20 protein-coding genes and 1 pseudogene are annotated in these 19599 nt (G+C 38.7%); 7 read left to right on the top strand and 14 right to left on the bottom strand.

The features are described 5' to 3' along the window. The first annotated feature begins 213 nt into the window (after positions 1–213). A pseudogene (locus tag MHB45_RS09950) lies at positions 214–535 on the top strand (2Fe-2S iron-sulfur cluster-binding protein). A gap of 79 nt (positions 536–614) precedes the next feature. Here MHB45_RS09950 and MHB45_RS09945 read toward each other — a convergent pair. Both MHB45_RS09945 and MHB45_RS09940 read right to left on the bottom strand, forming a co-directional pair. Continuing rightward, positions 615–1013, bottom strand: coding sequence for a VOC family protein (locus MHB45_RS09945; protein WP_072272981.1), 399 nt, complete (start codon positions 1011–1013; stop codon positions 615–617). A 353-nt stretch (positions 1014–1366) separates the two neighbouring features. Then, complete coding sequence (locus MHB45_RS09940; RefSeq protein WP_048686387.1) at positions 1367–1702, bottom strand: hypothetical protein; 336 nt, start codon at positions 1700–1702, stop codon at positions 1367–1369. A gap of 163 nt (positions 1703–1865) precedes the next feature. On the opposite strand from MHB45_RS09940, the gene MHB45_RS09935 reads away from it, so the two are divergent. The 4 genes from MHB45_RS09935 to MHB45_RS09920 all read left to right on the top strand — a co-directional run bounded on the left by MHB45_RS09935 (position 1866) and on the right by MHB45_RS09920 (position 4294). Next, complete coding sequence (locus MHB45_RS09935) at positions 1866–2333, top strand: DinB family protein (protein ID WP_072272980.1); 468 nt, start codon at positions 1866–1868, stop codon at positions 2331–2333. A gap of 58 nt (positions 2334–2391) precedes the next feature. Beyond that, entirely contained in the window at positions 2392–2805 is a 414-nt protein-coding gene (locus tag MHB45_RS09930) for a VOC family protein (protein WP_048686391.1), read from the top strand. A gap of 283 nt (positions 2806–3088) precedes the next feature. Then, a complete protein-coding gene (locus MHB45_RS09925; RefSeq protein WP_048686392.1) occupies positions 3089–3589 on the top strand; it encodes a VOC family protein in 501 nt (166 codons plus the stop codon). 153 nt (positions 3590–3742) lie between these two features. Then, positions 3743–4294, top strand: coding sequence for a DUF402 domain-containing protein (locus MHB45_RS09920; RefSeq protein ID WP_048686461.1), 552 nt, complete (start codon positions 3743–3745; stop codon positions 4292–4294). An 87-nt stretch (positions 4295–4381) separates the two neighbouring features. Here MHB45_RS09920 and MHB45_RS09915 read toward each other — a convergent pair whose 3' ends face one another. Then, entirely contained in the window at positions 4382–5032 is a 651-nt protein-coding gene (locus tag MHB45_RS09915; RefSeq protein ID WP_072272979.1) for a lysozyme family protein, read from the bottom strand. Positions 5033–5188: 156 nt separating this feature from the next. Here MHB45_RS09915 and MHB45_RS09910 point away from each other — a divergent pair, with 156 nt between their 5' ends. Then, complete coding sequence (locus tag MHB45_RS09910) at positions 5189–5344, top strand: DUF4021 domain-containing protein (protein WP_082609346.1); 156 nt, start codon at positions 5189–5191, stop codon at positions 5342–5344. Positions 5345–5533: 189 nt separating this feature from the next. Here MHB45_RS09910 and MHB45_RS09905 read toward each other — a convergent pair whose 3' ends face one another. The 5 genes from MHB45_RS09905 to MHB45_RS09885 all read right to left on the bottom strand — a co-directional run bounded on the left by MHB45_RS09905 (position 5534) and on the right by MHB45_RS09885 (position 9664). Further along, positions 5534–6319, bottom strand: coding sequence for a glucose 1-dehydrogenase (locus MHB45_RS09905; RefSeq protein ID WP_072272978.1), 786 nt, complete (start codon positions 6317–6319; stop codon positions 5534–5536). A 48-nt stretch (positions 6320–6367) separates the two neighbouring features. Then, positions 6368–7120, bottom strand: a complete 753-nt coding sequence (locus MHB45_RS09900; protein ID WP_072272977.1) for an SDR family NAD(P)-dependent oxidoreductase — start codon at positions 7118–7120, stop codon at positions 6368–6370. Positions 7121–7154: 34 nt separating this feature from the next. Beyond that, positions 7155–7943, bottom strand: a complete 789-nt coding sequence (locus MHB45_RS09895; RefSeq protein ID WP_048686399.1) for an SDR family NAD(P)-dependent oxidoreductase — start codon at positions 7941–7943, stop codon at positions 7155–7157. Positions 7944–8056: 113 nt separating this feature from the next. Then, positions 8057–8707 carry a GntR family transcriptional regulator gene (locus MHB45_RS09890; protein ID WP_072272976.1) on the bottom strand — a complete coding sequence of 217 codons (651 nt, stop codon included), beginning with the start codon at positions 8705–8707 and terminating at the stop codon, positions 8057–8059. A gap of 159 nt (positions 8708–8866) precedes the next feature. After that, complete coding sequence (locus MHB45_RS09885) at positions 8867–9664, bottom strand: DUF2935 domain-containing protein (protein ID WP_072272975.1); 798 nt, start codon at positions 9662–9664, stop codon at positions 8867–8869. A 409-nt stretch (positions 9665–10073) separates the two neighbouring features. Here MHB45_RS09885 and MHB45_RS09880 point away from each other — a divergent pair, with 409 nt between their 5' ends. Beyond that, the gene (locus MHB45_RS09880; RefSeq protein WP_048686405.1) at positions 10074–10787 is read left to right on the top strand and encodes a class I SAM-dependent methyltransferase; all 714 of its coding nucleotides are present in this window, start codon (positions 10074–10076) and stop codon (positions 10785–10787) included. A 119-nt stretch (positions 10788–10906) separates the two neighbouring features. On the opposite strand, the gene MHB45_RS09875 is transcribed toward MHB45_RS09880, so the two are convergent. The 6 genes from MHB45_RS09875 to kdpB all read right to left on the bottom strand — a co-directional run bounded on the left by MHB45_RS09875 (position 10907) and on the right by kdpB (position 19585). After that, positions 10907–11503 carry a GGDEF domain-containing protein gene (locus tag MHB45_RS09875; protein WP_340907809.1) on the bottom strand — a complete coding sequence of 199 codons (597 nt, stop codon included), beginning with the start codon at positions 11501–11503 and terminating at the stop codon, positions 10907–10909. Further along, a complete protein-coding gene (locus tag MHB45_RS09870; RefSeq protein WP_340907808.1) occupies positions 11493–12458 on the bottom strand; it encodes a histidine kinase N-terminal 7TM domain-containing protein in 966 nt (321 codons plus the stop codon). The genes MHB45_RS09875 and MHB45_RS09870 overlap by 11 nt, the downstream gene beginning before the upstream one ends. A 217-nt stretch (positions 12459–12675) precedes the next feature. Beyond that, positions 12676–14475: a S9 family peptidase gene (locus MHB45_RS09865; RefSeq protein ID WP_072272973.1), complete on the bottom strand. Its 1800-nt coding sequence runs from the start codon at positions 14473–14475 to the stop codon at positions 12676–12678. Between the two features lie 117 nt (positions 14476–14592). Then, positions 14593–16905, bottom strand: coding sequence for a histidine kinase (locus MHB45_RS09860; RefSeq protein ID WP_072272972.1), 2313 nt, complete (start codon positions 16903–16905; stop codon positions 14593–14595). 53 nt (positions 16906–16958) lie between these two features. Further along, positions 16959–17516: a potassium-transporting ATPase subunit KdpC gene (kdpC, locus tag MHB45_RS09855; protein ID WP_063593520.1), complete on the bottom strand. Its 558-nt coding sequence runs from the start codon at positions 17514–17516 to the stop codon at positions 16959–16961. A gap of 29 nt (positions 17517–17545) precedes the next feature. Beyond that, on the bottom strand, positions 17546–19585 hold the full coding sequence (kdpB, locus tag MHB45_RS09850) for a potassium-transporting ATPase subunit KdpB (protein ID WP_253349383.1): 2040 nt from the start codon (positions 19583–19585) through the stop codon (positions 17546–17548). Positions 19586–19599 lie beyond the last annotated feature (14 nt).

Genomic DNA, 19599 nt, shown 5'->3' with positions numbered 1-19599 from the left:
AAAAGACCATGCTTATTTTCCCTAGCTTTATTTATCCCTTGTTCCATTAATAATTATGAATGTACTTAAAGTTTGTCTTCACGATAATTAATTATTCATCTTTACTATCAATCAGCAGTGACTTCACATTTTTTTATGTCATATGGACAAGTTAAGAGAATAGTTATATTAATGACCTGTTGATAGATATCCTATAATAAGAGGTGGTATAAGATGCCTTATGTAACAGTATTTGACCAAGGAACGTTTGAAGTTGAAATGGGAAAAAAAATTAGTATTGGCATTGGAAGATAACGGAATAAATATTCTCCACCGATGCGGTGGGAAAGCTAAGTGTACAACTTGCAGAGTGGAAATATTGGCAGGTGATTTTTTGGAGGTCACACATAAAGAAAAAAAGGTCTTTGAGGAAAAAGGAATGGAAGATCATTTGCGTTTATCTTGTCAAATTTACGTGAATGGAGACATAACCATTCGGCCGATCAAAACGGTTGAGAACTCTGGACTTCCTGCTGGGCCAAGGCCTGAAGACTAACTAGTTACATAAAGAGGGTAGTTTTATCAAAAAACATCAAAACGACTAAAAATATTTTTTCTAGTCGTTTTGATGTTTTTTACCTAAAGCTAAATGATTTACTTTTTTCCATGACCGCAAAGTAATTATCTTCATTATCAGCAAAATTGAAGACTCTTCCAGATGGCATATTTACAAGTTCTCCCACTTTGATATTTTTCTCCGAAAAGTCTTTATATAATTCATCAAGATTTTCCGAGTAAAACATTAATGAAGGTGTAGCAAGATTTAATTCAGGCTGCATTTTAGCAATGAATTCCTTATTATGCAGGATGATGCTCGTTTGTGCATCCTTTGTTGGGGCTATTTCAATCCATCTTAGCCCTTGGCCGTTATCTTCTTCAGAAATTACGCTAAATCCGAATTTTTCCGTCCAAAATTTCAATGACTCATCTTGGTTATTAACGTATAACATAATTTGACCGACTTTATTAATCATTGGCTTCTCTCCCTTTCTGCTTGTTCCGTAATTAATTGAATCGTTTATGTATAAGCATCATGCTGGTTGGAAAAATATAACTGATTAAATCGTATAATAAATGAAAGATTTAATCAATATTTACAAAAATTGAATTTTCCCTCTTTTGGGAAGATTTTTGAAAACCAACACAATTGTTTAAGGAAAGCAGATATCTCTTACGAATTTCGCTTAATTGTTTCTTCTACATATTCCAAGAAATCTATATGTGCCGAACTCCCTTCCAGATGTTGAGCTACCACAGTCAATGGCACTATAACTCTATCTCTCTTTTTGGAGTAAAGAAACGTCTCTGTTTTAATCCCCTATTCACTTCAATCAAGTGCAGAAGAAAAATGATATACAGAATCATATTCATACCATTTATAATCTTGATATATATTCCTTTTTATAACTTCTCCAATATACGCACCTATCCTTACCACAAAATTATCAAAATGATTCTTTAAAAGTTCTCTCCCCATTTGAGTAGTGCCTAATCTTTTCGTATAAGCATCTATATAACGAATGCTTTCAATAGTAAAATCCAAATTTCTCTTTGTTAGGTTCTCTTGATCCCAATTGTCATCTGACACATCCTGATACATTAATTTCGCAATGCCTTTTAAATCATTTTTTATTAATTTAGTTTTATTTAAGGAACCGAACATATGACATTTCCCCTTTTTACTTTATCGATTTGTTAATTATACATTAATGGAATTGCTCCATTGTTTAGTAAAAAAGCTATGCAATCTTTATATTCAGGAATTTGCAGGACTTTTCGATTTTTCACAGAACTTCTATACAGAGTATTGATCAAATGAGAGTGAAATGGTGGTTCTTTCGAAAGAGGGTTTGTTAAATATATTGGAAGGCAACAGGAGATTGACGTTGCGGGTGGTTGAAGCTTTCCCTGAAAAGGAATTATTCCATTATACACCGGCCGGGAAGCTTCGCCCTTTCGCAGAGATGGTTAAAGAAGTCATGAACATTGAGACTGGATATATGCGTGGAATTGCACTGGGTATTTGGGAGTTTCCAGATTCCTTTGCCGTAATTTCCACCAAAGAAGAACTCGTATCAGCATGCGAAGCAATAAGGGATGAGACGAGGAAATTGTGGGAGGAAATGACCGAGGAAACGCTTGGAGTGGTTGAAAAAGATCCTTTTTTCGGTCCCTCACAAAGCCACTTTGATAGACTTCAATATGCCCTGGAAAATGAGATCCACCATAGGGGACAGGGTTATATTTATCTTAGAACCCTTGGAATTGAACCACCGGAATTTTTCGTAAGGTAATCATGCATTAAGTAATAAATTTGGCGCAATGAAAAATAAGAAAATAGGAGTGAGATACATGTCAGTTGATGCATATCTTAATTTTAATGGGAATTGTCGACAAGCAGTAGAGTTCTACGCAGAGGTTTTTGGAACGGAACAACCAAATATCATGACCTTTGGGGAAACACCGCCTAATCCAGAATTTCCCCTGCCAGAAGAAGCGAAAGATTTAGTCATGCATACAAGGCTTACTATTAATGGTAGTAATATCATGTTTTCAGATACTTTTCCTGGTATGCCTTTTGTAGAAGGAAATAATATCAGCCTTGCATATGTCGGTAATGATGTGGAGGAAATTAAATCGATCTTTAACAAACTAAGTGAAGGCGGCACGGTTGGTCTAGAGCTGCAGGAAACATTCTGGAGTAAAATTTACGGTCAGTTAACCGATAAATTCGGAATCCAATGGCAATTCAACTTCGAAAGCTGAGAAACGGAATTTGGATATAGGACTTTTCACGGTTGAAAAGTTTCTATATCCTTTTGTATTTCCATCACCTTGAGTCAAGGATATCGTAACAAGCAAAGGAAAAAGGGGATTAGTTAAATGATCGGTTGGAATACACAAAACACAACCTAACCATACATCATTATCTTGGTTCATCATAAATGGTGTATAGTAAAAGGGTACTTTCAAGGTATTTAATCTTATCGAATCCATTCTCATTTCCATGATCATATAGCAAGGATGAAAACAAAAAAGGAGAAAAATGATGAAAAACAAAATTCAAAAAATCACAACTAACCTTTGGTTTGATTCACAAGCCGAAGAGGCGGCAAAGTTCTACACATCCATCTTCGAAAATTCTAAAATCGGAAGAATCACTAGCTATGGAAATGAAGGAAATCAAATCCATGGAAAGACATTGGGTTCAGTGATGACCGTGGAATTTGAATTGGAAGGACAAACATTCGTAGCATTAAATGGCGGTCCGCAATTCAAATTCACAGAGGCAATATCATTTATCATCCATTGCGAGGATCAAAAAGAATTGGACTATTATTGGGGGAAACTCTCAGAAGGCGGAGATGAAAAGGCGCAAGTGTGCGGTTGGCTGAAAGATCAATTTGGCGTGTCATGGCAAATCATCCCAGAAAACCTAACCGAGATGGTAAACGACTCCAATCCTGAAAAATCGGAAAGAATGATGAAAGCGCTGCTCCAAATGAAGAAAATTGACATTAAAACTTTAGAGCATGCGTATCAAGGATAAGTTCCAATAAACAACATTCTGGTAGTGAACGATTTTGAAATAGTTAAAGCCTAATTTCTCGGTACTTGTGAAATTAGGTTTTGAAATTTACCAATGTAGAAAAGAAACAAATGGCATAATGATCTAGATGGTTTTTAAGGGAGAAATAGAATGATGGACAAAATATTCACAACAGCACTTCAACGTGGCGATGAAATAATTGAAAGAAAAATCCGCTATGACTCTTTAGTTGTAGAACATACCTGTTTGCTGTTAAACGCACAAAATCAGCATGTTGTGCTTTTTCATGAAATCATGGATGCGTTCACGATGAAAGCGGGTCCTATAGAATTAAACATACCCATTGGAAGTTATACGATTGCTTATTATTGGAAGGACCGCCCTTATAATTTATACATTTGGAGAGATAATGAAGGCAATTATTTAGGTTCCTATTTTAATATTGTAAAAAATACATATATGGCTGATAAGTTGTTATCCTTTGAAGATTTGATCATTGATATCATGGTGCTTCCGGATGGGTCACATTTTATTTTGGACGAGGAAGAGTTACCTGTGCCCTTAGAGCAATTTGAGAGTGGTTCTGTTAAACAAGCCTTAAACTCTTTACTTGATTCCATTGATATCCTTCTTTCACAAATCATTGAGGAATCCGGGAAACTCTATAAACATTACGACCTCCTTCCATGGTTGAACAATAAATGACAATGGTTTTGATTCTTTGAACTCCGCAAAAGAGGTAGCATTACCATGAAAAAAAGCCTACTTCATTCAGTAGGCTTTTTGTTCCCCTCACTCACCATCAGCTTGAGCCGATATACTGTCGCCAAGCTCCTCAATGTTCTTAGATACCTTTGCACTGTATGAGTAGTCACCGTAACAATATGGGTACCGAAAATTATCCTTGTCCCCGCCGCAATCATAGAGCTTGGGGTTCTTTTCGACCTGAAGCATGGAGAACTTCTTCGCAAGCTCTTCATTATGCTTGCCCCCTTCATTCGCCACGAAATCAATATAACCAATTCCCATGTTATATGCTTGAATGATCGTGGCAAAATCCACGCCCTTTTCATTGCCATATTCATTGATCCTCTTAAAATGTTTCACCCCATACTTAATGCTTTCCGTTGGATCTGTGATTGTATTTGGATCAAGACCCGCTGACTCAGATGCCTGCATTGGGTCACCGCCCCGTCCTCGGCTTTCCTGCTGCATCAAAGCAATCAATGTCGAAGTATGCTCCTCAAGTCCGTATTTAGCCAACTCCCCTTGAAGAAGTGAGCTATACTTTTTTACGTTCGCGAAAGAATCAAGCGTATTTACTGATGTGGAAACATTTTCGGAATAGGGGGTTTTCATGATTTCCTTAATGAGCAAAAATGCAAAAACCAGGATAAATATGACAAAAACTTTCTTTGATTTCTTACGTTTCTTCTTCTTCACATTCTCTCTCCGATATCTCTAAGTTAATATATTTATATCTTAACAAATAGTAAGACTAATAACTATTTAGAATACCCAATTAAATGTTTTGCAAATGAGATTACCATGCATATTTTATCGAACAATGAGACACCCTATTGGTTGGAGGTGATATGTATGGACAAGAAGAATGAAAAAGAAGAAATCCTTGATGATAAAAAGAAAAAATATAGAAACGAGTTTGGAGCAGATCCGGATGAACAAGAAATGAACGGTCTGTATGGTATGTTGGAAACTGAATATGAAGATAAGCTTCATGATAAAGAAAAGTAACGATTGGCTTCTTAAATGTTTGTTAAGCGCCTTAATATGGCGTTTTTTTTTATGAGTTCCGTTACTATTCTAATGGTTCCTATTTCGTTTCATATGTTTTGATTTTTAAAGTTTGAATTCATTTGGTCATTAACTAAAAGGATACGATTAAAAAGGGAGTGACCTAATACTGTCACTCCCTTTACACTTTTAGTATTGTGAAGATTGTCCGCCATCAATCGGAATGACTGCCCCGTTGATGAACTCCGATTCCCCTGATAATAGGAAGGCGACTAAACGGCCGACCTCTTCAGGTTTACCAAAGCGTTTCATAGGATTCACACTGATGAAATCCGCCATTGCTTCTTCCCAATTTTCCCCGCCTATTTGCCTGAATGAACCTTCTACCATTGCCGTTAAGATAACTCCTGGTGCAATGGCATTAATGCTGATTCCATATTGACCATATTCTATGGCAGCTGTTTTCGTTAAGCCTGCAACAGCATGCTTACTCGCAACGTACGCACTTTGGTTAAGCACAGCACGAATTCCACCTACGGAAGCCACGTTCACCACTGCCCCTGATCCTTGTTCTTTCATGATTGGCAGAATGTATTTCATACCATAGAATACACCATTGATATTGATGTCCGTTACTTTGTTGAAAACTTTGCTATCGTATTCAGCCATAGGGGCTTGTTTACCTTCAATACCCGCATTATTATAGAATGCATCGATTCTGCCATACTTGCTGACTGTTTTGCCTACATAGTTCTTTACTGCTTCTTCATCCGATACATCTGCAGTGACCAGAAGCACGTCCGCTTTTGGTGCAATTTCCAAGATTAATTTTTTTGTCACTTCCAAAGATGCATCGTTTAAATCAACTAATGAAAGTTTAGCCCCTTCTTTAGCCAATTCCAATGCGGCTGCTTGTCCTAAGCCTGAGCCTGCCCCAGTAATGATTACAACTTTGCCATCGAATCGTTCGCTCATTTGTCAAAACTCCCTTTTTAAGTTTTCTCGAAAATCCTTTGATTATAATTATCCTTTAAAGCTTAAGAATCCATCATCAACAGGGATGACCTGTCCATTAATGGCGTCCGCTTTTTCAGAGAACAAGAACGTTACAACTTCAGCAACTTTTTCTGGCTGAATCAATTTTTTCCTCATATGAAGCTGAGCCAAACTGTCCAGGAACTCTGGATCTTCACCAATGATCGGCGTTTCGATAAAACCTGGTGCAACGCCGACGACACGAATCCCATATTGCGCAAGTTCAATTGCACCGGATTTAGTCATGGCGATGACTGCAGCTTTTGCGGCATGGTAATTAAAGCTGCCAATTGAAACCATCGTCCCATATATAGAAGCAGTATTAACGATCGTTGCCCCAGTTACACCAAGCTCCACCATCTTCCTTGCTGCATAATACATGCCATAATATACGCCGTGTTGGTCAACATCAACAACTCTGTGGTATGATTCTGGATCCATTTCCAAAAATGGTTTTACTAGCCCAATTCCAGCGTTGTTGAATATGCCGTTGATGGTGCCATGATTGGCAATTGCTGATTCGACCATCGCTTCCACTTCTTCCGCTTTAGCTACGTCCACTTTCACAAAAGATGCCGTACCTCCCTTTTGTTGAATAGATTCAGCCGTTTCCTTAGCGGCAACATCATTATAATCAGCCGCTACGACAATAGCTCCCTGTTCAGCTAATTTATATGCCGTTTCCTTACCAATTCCGCTGCCCGCTCCTGTAATTATTATGACTTTTCCTTTTAAACTCATGTATGGGTCCCCCTTTAATAAAGATTTTTGCTTATCAGATTAAAATGGCCCCTCCGTCGATTACAAGTTCTTGACCAGTAATGTGGCTGGAAAGATCGGATACTAGATACATCATTAGATTTGCGATTTCCTGAGGCTCAGCATACCGGCCATCCGGAGTCGTTGCTTCCAACTGTTTTCTAGCCGTTTCTGCTGCCGCGGAATCACCTTGGCCAAATCCGCTTTCAATCGACCGCATCATAGCCGTGTTGACGACACCTGGGCAGACCGCATTCACCCTGACACCATGTGGAGCAACTTCGACACCAGCTGTTTTCGTCATTCCAAGAACCGCATGTTTACTTGCGCCATACGCCACCATGTTTGGCGTTGCCAGTAAACCCGCTCCAGAAGCTGTATTCACGACTGCCCCGCTTTTTTGTTCAATCATATGGGGCAATACATGTTTTAAGCCCAAGAAAACGCCGCGTACATTTATTGACATTAATTGATCGAAAACCTCAGTAGGATAATCGATAAGAGGCATTATTTTGCCTTCCCACCCGGCATTATTCAAGAAAATATCGATTTTGCCATAGGAATCTATCGTTTTTTGAACATAATTTTTAATGTCGTCTTCCTTTGTAACATCGGCCTTTACGAATTTCGCTTCGCCGCCGTTTTCTTTGATTTTATTTACCGTTAGCAAGCCAGCCTCTTCGGAAAGGTCTACAACAACCACTTTGGCTCCATTTTCTGAAAGTGTAATAGACGCTGCCCGGCCGATACCCCCGCCGCCGCCGGTAACAATTGCTACTTTTTCTGTAAAATCGAATGCTTGCATAATATTCTCCCTTTCTCCCTTTAATCTTGGTGATGATATTCTTGTTTGAATACGATTACATCATAACATTACTTTTGTCGATTGTCGACAATTTGGTTTTAGAGTCAAAGACTCTACATCACTCCACGACTCAAGGCTTCATGAATTTCATTTTTTGCTTTAACGAAATCATCTTCTAGAATGGCCTCAACGGACATTTTTAATCTGAAATGGAAGTTTTCCATCGTTTCCGTATTCCATTGACTTTGGGCAAAAACCATGAGAATATGACTGGCTTCTTCAAAAAATCTTGATAATGCTTTATTATTAGCGATTGAAAAAATATAGCGAAATATCTGTGTTGCCCTTTTCTGATACTCGATTACATTGCTATTTTCACACTCATCTGTCGCACTTTCCAAATGCCTTTGTAATGATTGTTTATATTCTGCGTGCCACTTCCCTTGGGAAAAATCAATGCCCATCTGGATCAGCCCGATCGTAACATCATTATATTCAATGATTTCCTTTTGTGAAAATGGCTTGACGATCGTTCCCCGCCGCGGCATCCTCTCAACAATACCGTCAACCTGCAATAGATAAAGGGCTTCCCGTACGGGTGCACGGCTAGTGTTCAATTCTTTGGAAATGTCTTCTTCGACGATTTTCTCTCCAGCTTCTATTTCACCTTCAATGATTTTTTTTAAAATGTGTTTAGCGATTTGTTGTGGTAACGATTCTCCAAAATAAATGCCATCTGTCAAATTGGAAGAATTTCCAAACATCTTTCAGCACTCCTATACATCTATAATTAATTTTAGTTCTTCTAGTATAACATAAGGATAGGAATTAACTTCCTTTATAAATCACATCCATTAATGGTAATCAACAAAAAAAGCACATATAAAGAGCCCATTTAAGAAAGGGCTCCATGAGGTGCTTTTTTATTCGACTAGCCTCGGTTTCGCTGGATCGCAGTTTGGCTTTTCCATGTCTGTCGATTCAGCGAGTTTCGTTAAATAATAACATTCTTCGCGCCACATATGATCGGCCATTAATGGCGAAAGAGTTCCAAGAGCCTGGGCACTGAGGTCAAGCTCCTCCAATTCAAGCAGGAAGTGCTGGAAGAATTTAATTTCCAATGTGACGTCCGCATTCATTTTTTCCAATGCTGGGAATGTTGACAGATTGGTTCGTAAAAATCCAGCCATTTCAACAGCTTTTAAATAAAAATCATTAAAATGTTTTTTATATTGCTCACTTTTCTCTTTTAATCTTTTTTCAATATCATCCATATTGGATGATATTGCACCTGCATGTCCTGCTGCATCTAGCAGCCAAAGCAAATGATGATGAAGTTCATGAAAAACCGGTGGCATTTGATTTGCATTGAAATATTTCAATAATCTTAAATATTCTTCTAATTCGTTCACCATATGATTAATGAATGAAGGTGAAAGATGTATCTTAATTTTACCTACCAGATGCTCTTTTATAAGACATAGCTTAAACTCCCGAAATCTTAATGTCTCTTGTTCTGCTGTGGCAGTAAGTTGCGAAATCTCTTCCGAATTGGCTTTACCAAGGAGAGTATCAAAAATTCGAATGAATTCTGAGGCAATTTCAATGTATTCCACTTCGACCGGAGCTAATGACTCATGGATGAACCTGCCATGGTCTCCTAAGATTTGCAGCCAAAACCGATGCTCGAATCTTGCTGTTTTCTCCAAAAACTCGTTCATTTGCTCTCCCCCATAATTTAAAGTATAAGAAACTCACTTATAATTTGTATTCTTAAACCTACAAACATATTAATATAAATTATATGGGGCGTAATCAATCTAAAATTGATTCATTAACCGCATGATTGTACATCGACCGAGACAAAATCCTGTCACATCCCCAGTGAGTCAAACGTGTTCATCCTTCTCCCAAAACGTTCATTTGTGTTCTAAATTAAATCTCTGGCAGTATAACTAAAAAACTAGTGTTCTTCGAGTGGTGAAATTTGCAAATCAGGTCGATAGGAGGAAGGTAGATTGTCAAAGGAATTAATGAAAAAGCCTTTCCCATATTCCTTGTCAATGGTTAAATCACTCTTTAAAACCAAAGCATAAAATACATTTATACATTTGCAAAGGAGATAATTCCATGAACCATTCATACCAAGACGCACTAGCCATTATTGGAATCGAAGGGGCACACCCTGGTGGATTTGAACTGACTAAGCAACTCTTAAAAAATGAAAAAATCGATCATTCGTCAAAAATCCTTGATGCCGGATGCGGAACTGGGCAAACCTCAGCTTTCTTGGCAAAAACGTTCCTTTGCCGAGTATCAGCGCTTGATCATCACCCTGAAATGGTGAAACATGCAAAAAAAAGATTCCAACAAGCTAACTTAAGCATCGACCTATATGAGCATTCAATAGAAGAACTGCCTTTTGACGATAATTCTTTTGATTTGATCATAGCCGAATCAACGACTGCATTCACTGATATACAAAAATCACTCAGTGAATTTTACAGGGTCCTCAAACTAAAAGGAACTTTGTTATCCATTGATATGACAGCGGAAGCCAGCCTTGATTCTGCCTCAAAAAAGGAAATCATGAACTTTTATCATTTAAGAGAATTATTGATGCAATCCGAATGGTTAAATTCCTTCCGACAAAACGGATTTTCAGATGTAAAAATCTTGAGATCGAGTACCGTCTTAGAGGAATTAATGAATTCTTCAGCTCCAAATAGCCCCCTTCAGCCTTTGAATGAATCTTTGGAACGAGTCATGGACGAACATTACCGCCTCATTTTTTCTTACGGAAACAACCTCGGTTATAGAGTATACAGAGCTAGTAAAAAGTAATCTCCAGATTCAAAAGATACGGAATTTGTTTTTATACACGGGTTACTGAATATAGCAATTATGAGCACAATGAAAAAACCTAGAACAAGTTCAAGGTTTAAAGGAATGATAATATAGTCTTAGGCTATGATCCGTACACAATTTCGGCCATTCTTCTTTGCGGCATATAAGGCTTGATCGGCCAGTGGCATCAATGTTTGGATGGAATGGCCTCGATCTCCAGCTTCAATTGATGCATGAGTCACACCGAAACTGCAGGTAACGGAAATCTTCTCTCCATTAACCTCTGAAATACTTTCAGAAACCTTTTCCCTTATAACATCGGCCAACTCATATGCAGTGGGTAAAGCGGTATTCGGCAAACTTACGATAAATTCTTCACCACCATAGCGCCCCAATAGATCTCCTTCCCGAATATATTCTTTTGCAGTATTTGCAACATGCATTATGACTGCATCCCCTGCTTCATGTCCAAAAGTATCATTAACATTTTTAAAATGATCGATATCAAACATGATGATTGAAACACTGCCGCCTTCCCTGCTTAGAGCATCGAATAAAATTTCCGATTTTTTGATGAAAAATGTTCTATTCAATATTTGGGTTAATCCGTCCAAGCTGGCAAGTTGTTTCAACTTTTCCAGCATGAGCACTCTTTCAGTTACGTCGGCGAAGGTAATGATCTGTCCGATAGGCAGGTTGCTTTTATTGAACACGGGTGAAAAACCAATATGGTAATGTTACCATATCACCATTTATGCTGCATGTAAAATCACTGTCTTGCTTAAGGTCGATTATTTCCCTAAGATGCTGATTCCCATTTAGCAAACTTGTAATCGATTTACCTATAGTATGTTCATCCAACAAAGGTATGACTTTGCGCATTCCATGGTTATAATCAACAATCAAACCCTGTTGATTTAAAACGATGACACCCTCTTTCATACTTTCAAAAACCGTTTCCCTGGCGATCGGTGCTACATTGAACATTTGAAAAGTCAATAGTGCCGCACCATGAAAGATAAACGTTATACTCATGGATACAGGACCAAGATCGATACCATATGAGCTTAATCCATTTATATAATAGTAATTTGCTAATATAGGAATAAGCAGACCTGCCACCATCATTGATATTTGCATCCTGAATCTGAATGAAGAATTTTTCAACTGCCTTAGCAATATGATTATACTTATCATCACACATAAAAAAAGAAACAGGGAGTGAACGTAAAACCAAGGGCCGCCCACCAGTTTAATTATTGGAAAAGGGCTATCGCCTCTCAATCCCATTGATTTGTAATAAAAGTGATGAGAATCATTTGTATAATGCATGAAAATGGTGATGAACGGTATGATGAAGAGTGCATATTTCCATACCTTCTTGATTCTATGCCCTATATATTCTATGCACATCAACAAAAGGAAGACTGGAATGAAAGGCAAGGCCAAGTACTCGACCCTTAACCAGAATATGATTTGTTCCAAAGATGTACTGGAAAGTTCTAAAGCATAGGAAAAAGTAAAAATGGAAGACAATAATGTCACGATAATATAGGGTTTTGCTCCAGGTGCATCCTTGATCTTTAATAGTGCAAATAAACACAGGAACAAACTTAAAGCACCTGCCAATATAATTACGAGTATGTATAACGATAATTCCCGTGGCATTGCGAATCAACTCCGTTTAACAAAAAAATACTTTTTTCGTATATTATATAGCACTTTATGACTAGGTGACTAGCGTTTATTCGGGGAATTCTGAATTTTAAATGACTGATTTATATGCCGTATTAGGAAGCTATTTACTAACTCCCAAAACTTAAAAACCCCTGCTTCATCACTTTGAACGTGAGCGGCAGGGTTTCTTCACTTATAAAAAAACGTATTATACCTTCTCTGTTACTGCTGTGAATCGCTTTAAGAAGGAGAGTATTTTTTGATAGACGGCAATTTCATTTTCTTTTTTGGAAAATCCATGTCCTTCATTTTCTAGAAGCATATAATCGACATCTCTTCCTTTATCCTTCAACGCTTGAACGATTTGATCCGATTCCTCTTTGACGACACGGGGATCATTTGCCCCTTGAATAACAAGCATTGGCTTTATCATGGATTCTAGATAGGTAATAGGCGAAAACTCGATTAGTTTTTCTTTATCTTTTTCCGGGTTTCCTACCCATTGGTCCATGACTGGCTTCCAGTCTTCAGGTACAGAATTGATAAATGAGAATAGGTTGGATGGGCCGAAGATATCGACAACCGCCTTAAAATAATCCGCATGTCGCCCGTGCAGCAGAAGGGCCATGTAGCCTCCGAAGCTTCCGCCCATCAAAAGAATGTTGCCTTTTTGTGCATGCCCTTGGTCTATCAGCCAATCAAGGCCGGCTACATTATCAAGTCGCGGTCCATTTCCCCAATCTCCCTCTACCATTTTCATGAATTCCAAACCATAACCAGTAGAACCGCGGAAGTTTGGCGCGAAAATACTGTAACCGTTATTCAGGAAAAATTGAAATGAAGCTCTAAAAAACTTCCGTTCTGCAGCTTGAGGTCCTCCATGAGGCCAAAAAATGACTTCACCATTGTCATTTTCCTTTTTTGCCCTAAAAAATAACGATTCGATCTCCCGGCCATCAAAGGAAGGGTATGTAATGATGTCCGGTTCAACCAATTCATTAGAATCGACGCCAGGAACAGTATATTTAGTTAATGATACCCACTCATCACCTGTATTTTTATAGATATTATGAGGCTTGGTTGCACTCATGCCAAATAAGTAAAGCGTGCCTGATGCAGCAACTTCAAGTTTATTAATGACACTGCATGGCACAGGGATGTTTCTCCAATTTTCATTTTGCAGATTGATTTCATATAATTGATCCTCTACACCCTTTTGACTGGTTATATATAATAATTGATTCTCTTTACTATAAGTAATGGCAGTAAAACTCTCATTCTCCAATTCTTTAACTTTACAGAATTTGTTTGTTTCAAGGTTGTATGAAGCCAAATAAGTATAGTCCGAATCATAATCAGTCAATAAATATATCATCGAATCCGAAACAAAAACCCCATCATTCACTGTGTGTTGTTTCTCTGTCGGCGGAGTGAGCAGGATATCTTCGTTCCCTTTTTTTGCATAGAGAAGAGTATATGTATTAGCAAAGTGTTTATAGTAAAGTAAGGTTTCTTCATCAGGGCTGAAGCCAAATAAATAGGTCGCTGCATCTTTCCCCTCCAGTACCAGCCTTTCCTGTCCTGATTCTAAATCCAAACAATAGGAATTCAGAAAGGAAGGATTTCCTCTGGATGTCGTGTAATAGAGCTTTTTACTGTCATTCGATAATTTTGGCATGAAATTACGTGTATTTTCATGATTAACGATTTCCTTCATTGTCCCTCCATTCAAAGGAACTCCGTAAAACTGGGTATTTTCATTACCGTCTTGATCGAAACCAGCAATGATAAACCGGCTCTTCTTATCATATATAAGCCCTTGGCAGCTTTGATCGATGGATGTTAGAGGATAAGGAAAGGAGTTTGGCAAATCCATTCCCCATAAATTATACTTGCCGCTCAAATTGGTACTGAAAACCAGATGTTTTTCATCTGGACTTACAGCAAAATCAGTAATGGAAAACGTTCGTAAAAATTGCTCAACATCAGGTTTTGGAAAAGTGATCATCATTGGCAACCCCTTACTTTTATAATATTAAGAAATATCTGTAAATAATTATACCATATTTTTCCTCGCGACTACAGGTAAATATACTCCCGCAAAAATTGCTGCCTGATAAATGAATTAATCAGCTACGATCAAAACATCAAGGTGTCTGACTTCTCGTAGAAGACGAGCTACAATAGATCCACCGACAATTTCTTGCCATCTCGTTCTTGCTGATTGTCCTAAAATGATTTGTGTTGCTTTTTTGGTCTGTAATTGTTTCTTGATCTCCTTGAACACAGATCGTCTATCCCTCGTTGTATATAATTCAAAAGTGCCTCCTAAGCGGTGTGTAAGGCTTATCAGTTTATCAAGTATCAACTTTTCATCAGTTTGCCGTTCATTTGGATGTTTGACGAAAATAACATACCACTCCGCTTTAAGTCTGTAGGCTATGCGGAATCCCCTTCTAATTAAACGCTCAGAATCCGCTCTAAGATTGACACAGACAAAAATCACTTCATCTTTTCGCCATGGTCCCCTTACTCCTTCCTTACGTTTCTTTGATTCTAATCTGTCATCCACATCATCCGCCAATTCACGGAGCACAAGTTCTCTCAACGCTATAAGGTTCTGTGTCTTGAAAAAATGGCTAAGGGACTGTTCCACTTTATCCATGGCATATATATTACCTTCCTCCATCCTTTTTCTAAGCGCATTTGGTGAAATATCGATCAGCTCAAGTTCATCCGATAATTGGAGAATGCTGTCAGGTACTGTTTCTCTTACAGAAACACCTGTAATTTGCTTTACGCTATCTTTCAAACTTTCTATATGTTGAATATTCATCGTGGAAATAACCGAAATTCCAGCGTCCAAAATGTCCATTACATCTTGATATCTTTTATGATTTTTGTTACCCGGTACGTTCGTATGTGCTAATTCATCAATTAAGACCACTTCAGGATTCCGACTGATAATGGCATCTAGATCCATTTCCTCCAATAATACGTTTTTATATCGAATTCGTTTTTTAGGCAGGATTTCCAAGTTTCCCACTTGGGCAATTGTCTCTTTTCGACCGTGTGCCTCCAATAGACCAATCACAACATCCATTTCGTTTTCCTTCAACTGATTTGCTTCCCTTAGCATTGTATAGGTTTTACCAACACCAGGAGCAGCTCCGATAAAAATCTTAAATGTCCCTTTTTTTACCCGTTCCACTTTATCGCGCATTTCATCATTGGAGAGTCTGCGATAAGGATTTCCCTTCTTTTTATCCTTCTTGATTGCGGGGATGGTCCTCTCACCAAATGCTTTTACAAGGTCTGCCATAATATATACATCGATGCTCTTGGACTTTCTCATTATTTTATTGACTATTGAACCGTTGACCGCTTCTTCCCACACTGACTTTTTTGAATGACCCAGGATAATTCGTGTTATTCGATGCTGCATGGAAAATACGACTATTCCTTCAGCTATTTCGTCTCCATTCATTATAATCTCAAAAAATCTCCCATTTAATTTATTGACCAGTTTTTGCATGGAGCTTTTAAAGATTTCTTCCTCTTTTGATAATTTTTTTGCTAGTGGGATAAAGCTGGCGATTAAAAATTCACCGCCCAACCGCTTGGCAATTTGATCTCCTCTTCTTATTAATATGGAGCCATTCCAATGATATTGTACACAGACCAATATTCTTTCCGTAGCACCAGAAGGCCCCATTAGCCCTTCTTGTTCCCTGTGTTCAGTCAGGTCCACTTCAACTTCTTCCGCTAAAAACCTGAGTGACAATTCCCTAAGAGTGGCTAGATTACCATTGTTGTAAAACTGTAATGGGCACTCGTCTTGTTCACTTATCTCCCCTTTTTGCAGACGTTTTAATATGGCTTCAGGGGTGACGTCCAATAAACGTACTTCATCAGCTTTGGTCAATGTATCCTCTGGAAGCGTAACCTCTACGTGGAGTGAAACATTCAGTAATTGCTCTGCGACTTTCTTCACTCCTTTCAACTCATATATATTCAAGGTAGTAATAACACTGATTTCATTATTAATTAATTCCTTTACATCATCCAAACGGGTGGCGTTTTTTGCATGTATATGGTTTTTATGTGCCAATCGATCAATTAAAACAACTTCGGGATTCCGTTTATAAATCTTTTCCAAATCAATATCCTGTTCTATGTGTCCATTTTGCTCCCATTCTATAGTCGGAATAAGTTCAAGACTGCCTAATTGTTTAAGTGTTCCACTACAGGACTTGTTGACCACACCGACAACTACATCAATCCCACGTTCCTTCAATTCATTTCCTTCAAGCAGCATATGGTAGGTCTTGCCTGAACCGCTTACCGCACCAAGTATAATTTTGAGCCTTCCCCTTTTGATATTGGAAATCGACTCTAGAATTTCGCCTGGTGTTTTCCTTCGAAATTGTTCCGACATATTGGCCCTCCAATTCTAGTAAAAGGAAGTCTACTAAACTCTCCAGAACATGGTTATTTCAATTCATCCAATGCCATATTCAACTCCAAAACATTAATTCGGGGTTCACCAAAAATCCCAAGTGATCGGCTGCTCGTATGTTTTTCCACTAGAAGATATACTGTTTTTTCGGATAATCCCCTTTTAAGAGCAATACGAGGAACCTGTACCTTCGCACCATTTGGGGTAATATTGGGATCAAGACCTGAACCCGAATTCGTCATTAAGTCAGAAGGTATCTCTGCCTTATCGATAGTAGGGTTTTCTTTTAAAAACTTTGAAATGTCTTTTTTTGTCCGGTTTATGAATTCTTCATTTGAAGAAGCAAAGTTCGGCGTACCTGAACCAGCCGCATTATATTCAATAGAAGATACACGGCCATGAAAATACCCAGGATCTTTAAAAGTTTGACCGATCATTTCCGAACCGATCAATTCACCCGAATTATTTTTAATTAAACTGCCCTCTGCTTTTGCGGGCATCATCAACTGTGCCATTCCTGTCATCAAAATCGGATAGGCCATTCCACAAATGATTAGAAGCACCATAACAAATCGGAAATTTTTCAACATGTATTTCCACCCGTCCTTACTTTATATTTTCAAGCCACTTTTAAGACTACAAGAAGCAAATCAATTAATTTAATTCCCAAGAAGGGGACTAACACGCCTCCTAATCCATACAAGAACAAATTCCTGGTCAATAATCTTGATGCGCTCATGGGAACATATTTAACACCTTTCATTGCCAAGGGGATAAGCAAGGGAATGATGATGGCGTTAAATATTAAAGCTGACAATATGGAACTTTGGGGTGTCGCCAATCCCATAATGTTCAGGGCTTCCATTTGAGGTATTGCATGCATGAACATGGCTGGTATTATCGCAAAATATTTAGCTACATCATTAGCGATGCTAAAGGTTGTCAATGCCCCCCGGGTCATGAGCAGCTGTTTACCAATGGCTACCACTTCAATGATTTTGGTGGGATCTGAATCTAAATCCACCATATTAGCGGCTTCCTTCGCTGCGTTTGTCCCTGTATTCATCGCCAATCCCACATCTGCCTGCGCCAATGCCGGCGCATCGTTTGTACCGTCTCCAGTCATGGCAACAAGCTTGCCATCCGCTTGTTCACGCTTGATTACAGAGATTTTATCTTCAGGCTTAGCCTCGGCGATAAAATCATCGACACCAGCTTCTTTGGCGATTGTCTCAGCTGTTAACGGGTTATCCCCTGTGCACATAATGGTTTTAATACCCATTTTCCTTAATTCATCAAAACGTTCCTTCATGCCTGGTTTCACTGTATCTTTCAAATATATAGTGCCAAGAATACGGCATCCCTCTGTGACAACCAATGGAGTGCCGCCTTTTTTGGCCACTTCATCACAAGTGTCTTTCAAACCGATAGGCACTTTCCCTCCCTCTTGCACTATATATTTCATTATCGTATCAACTGCACCCTTTCTGACCCTTTTTCCGTCAGGAAAGTCCGTTCCGCTCAATCTGGTTTCCGCCGTAAATTCAATACCTTCCGTACCGTTTTTATCCAGCCATTTTTCAGGTAATCCATTTTTTCGGGCTAATTCCAAGACTGACCGGCCCTCAGGAGTTTCATCATGTAAAGATGCATATACGGCATATTGGTTAAGCTCTTCCTGACTAATGCCGATAGCCGGGATTAAGGCAGATGCCATCCGGTTACCATGTGTTATTGTTCCTGTTTTATCAAGGATGATCGTATTAATATCGCCTGCGGCTTCCACCGATTTTCCAGACTTCGCAATTACATTGAATTGAGTTACCCTATCCATACCTGCTATTCCTATCGCCGAGAGTAAGCCCCCGATTGTTGTGGGAATCAGGCAAACCAGCAAAGCTACCAGGGTAGCGGTTGGAAGGGTAACTTGAATATATGACGCAATCGGTACCAGAGTGGTACATACAAGTATAAAGATGATGGTTAAGCTAATCAGTAATGTACCAAGTGCGATTTCATTCGGTGTTTTTTGCCTTTTTGCTCCTTCAACCAAATTAATCATGCGATCAAGGAAGGATTCACCAGGGTCTGCACCGACTTTCACTTTGATAAAATCGCTGATGACTTTTGTACCTCCTGTCACAGAACTGAAATCCCCCCCTGGTTCTTTTATTACGGATGCCGATTCACCCGTAATCGCTGATTCATCGATAGCAGCCACTCCTTCAATGATTTCTCCATCCGCCGGTATTATATCGTTTGCCTTCACTAAAACAATATCGCCTTTGCGTAATTGCAAGGCATCGACTATCATTACGGAACCATCTTTCTGAAGCAACCTAGCTTTAGCATCCTGCTTTGTCTTTTTGAGACTATTGGCTTGTGCTTTTCCACGTCCCTCTGCAAGAGCTTCGGCGAAATTAGAAAAAATGATCGTTACAAATAAAATGATGGATACTGCAACGTTATACCCTCTATCAGACACTCCGCCAAGAAGCGCAGGAAATATTGATAGAAGAAGCGTAATGGCAAACCCCACTTCTACTACAAACATGACGGGATTGCGTGACATAACTTTTGGATTCATTTTTTTAAGTGCATCTATACCAGCCTCGTAAACCATGTTCTTATTTACATTCGCTATTTGCACTATGCTCATTTGAAATGCCCCTT

The sequence above is a fragment of the Peribacillus sp. FSL K6-5616 genome (assembly GCF_038008245.1).
Taxonomy (GTDB): Bacteria; Bacillota; Bacilli; order Bacillales; family DSM-1321; genus Peribacillus; species Peribacillus frigoritolerans.
Note: the sequence above shows the minus strand (reverse complement) of the source record. Positions and strands in the feature narration are given on the sequence as shown.